Source organism: Herbivorax alkaliphila, assembly GCF_030848475.1.
Taxonomy (GTDB): Bacteria; Bacillota; Clostridia; order Acetivibrionales; family Acetivibrionaceae; genus Herbivorax.
Window position 1 is genome coordinate 1 of the sequence record NZ_JAVDDS010000127.1, and the last position, 1560, is coordinate 1560.

Sequence of the window (1560 nt, forward strand, 5' to 3'; positions counted from 1 at the left end):
TGTACCAAATACACCTGTCTCTTCTGGGTTGCCATCTTCTCTGTAATCTTCCAAATATAAATAGTTCTTACTTATATTTAGTATACCTTTCTCCTCATCATCTGATGCTGTCTGAATCCCGTAGTTTTCGTTATTTAATATATCTCCTGCTTCTGGCATCGGACTAACTAATTCTAACATTTCAGGGTCATACTTTATATTTACCTGATATCCTGAAAAAGTAGTTATATCCTCCACTTTTAAATCTGCTTTTATAATGTCTCCAACACTTGCTACTGTCTTATCAAGCTCCATTTTTATACTCGGCGTTGTATCTGCAAAAACTAGGTTTGTTGATATCTTTGTTAATAATAATATTATCGTTATAAATATTGGTATTACTCTATTTTGCTTCATAAAATAAAAATCCCCCTATCAACAGCATATATATAAAAATATTGGACGGTACAACAATACCTATCCCTTTTTATATTTGCATTTTATTTTTTGAGGAAGGAGTAGATTACTCCCTCCTCAAATATTTTTTGTTACTAGTTGCTATAATCTGCTGAAGTTTTGTTAAAGTTTCTTACAATTATCATTATATCTTCCAAGTTTACAGCGCCGTCTTTGTTTATATCTGCTTCCTCATCATATCTTTCATCACCAGGTACGGTATTAAATGCCACAACTGCTTTCATTATGTCATCCATATTAAGTGCATCGTCTGGCACAATGTCTCCAGCCCACATTAATGTTGGTGATGATGAAGTAGATAATTCAACATCATCTGTAACTACTACATCTGTAATTTCTCTAGTTACATAAAACTGCTTTGTTATAGTTAATGTATGTCCTTGAGCATTTTCTGGTACTCCATTAATCTCAAAGTATCCGTCAGCATCAGTTGTTGAATAAAGATCTGTTCCCTCAACTTCTACTCTAAATCCTGCCAACAATTCTGATGCTACTGAAGAATCATATGAGAAGTCTGGAGCAACATAACCTGATACAGTATACTCACCATCATCTTCTGGAACATCTACATCTTCTCCAACATTTACTCCACCAGATACAAATTCAACATCTAGTGGATTTAAATCATAATCTGCAAATGCTCCTTTTGTCGCAAGTTCCACTACAGCAAGACCATCTGATGCTGTTTCACTTATTTTTACTGTCAATGTTGCGAATACTCCATCTGCTTCTATCATACGATTTCCTAAGCCCGTCTCATCTACAAACATAAACGCTACTCTTGAATCATCTACTATTATATTTGATCCAAAGTCTGTTGATCCACCTTCTACTATTGCTCCTACTGTTACTTCTTCTACTTCAAGAACACTGTCGTCATAACTTAATGTAAAGTCACAGTTGTTTACTCCGCTTGACGGTACATTTGAAAATCTTACTGGTAATTCTACTGTCTCGCCAGCATCTCCTGATACTGTATCAACTACCACTGCAAATCCTTCTGGGATTTCTTGATCATCTTGATCGTCTTCGTCATCTTCATCTTGATCATCTTGATCATCTTCATCGTCTTCATCATCTTCATCGTCTTGATCATCTTCATCG

2 protein-coding genes are annotated in these 1560 nt (G+C 35.2%); both read right to left on the reverse strand.

All coding sequences use genetic code 11. The features are described 5' to 3' along the window. Positions 1-396: cohesin domain-containing protein (locus RBH29_RS17610; RefSeq protein ID WP_306698318.1), on the reverse strand; the 396-nt coding region annotated here is incomplete at its 3' end. A 134-nt stretch (positions 397-530) separates the two neighbouring features. After that, on the reverse strand, positions 531-1560 hold a 1030-nt coding region (locus RBH29_RS17615), incomplete at its 5' end, for a cohesin domain-containing protein (RefSeq protein WP_306698319.1).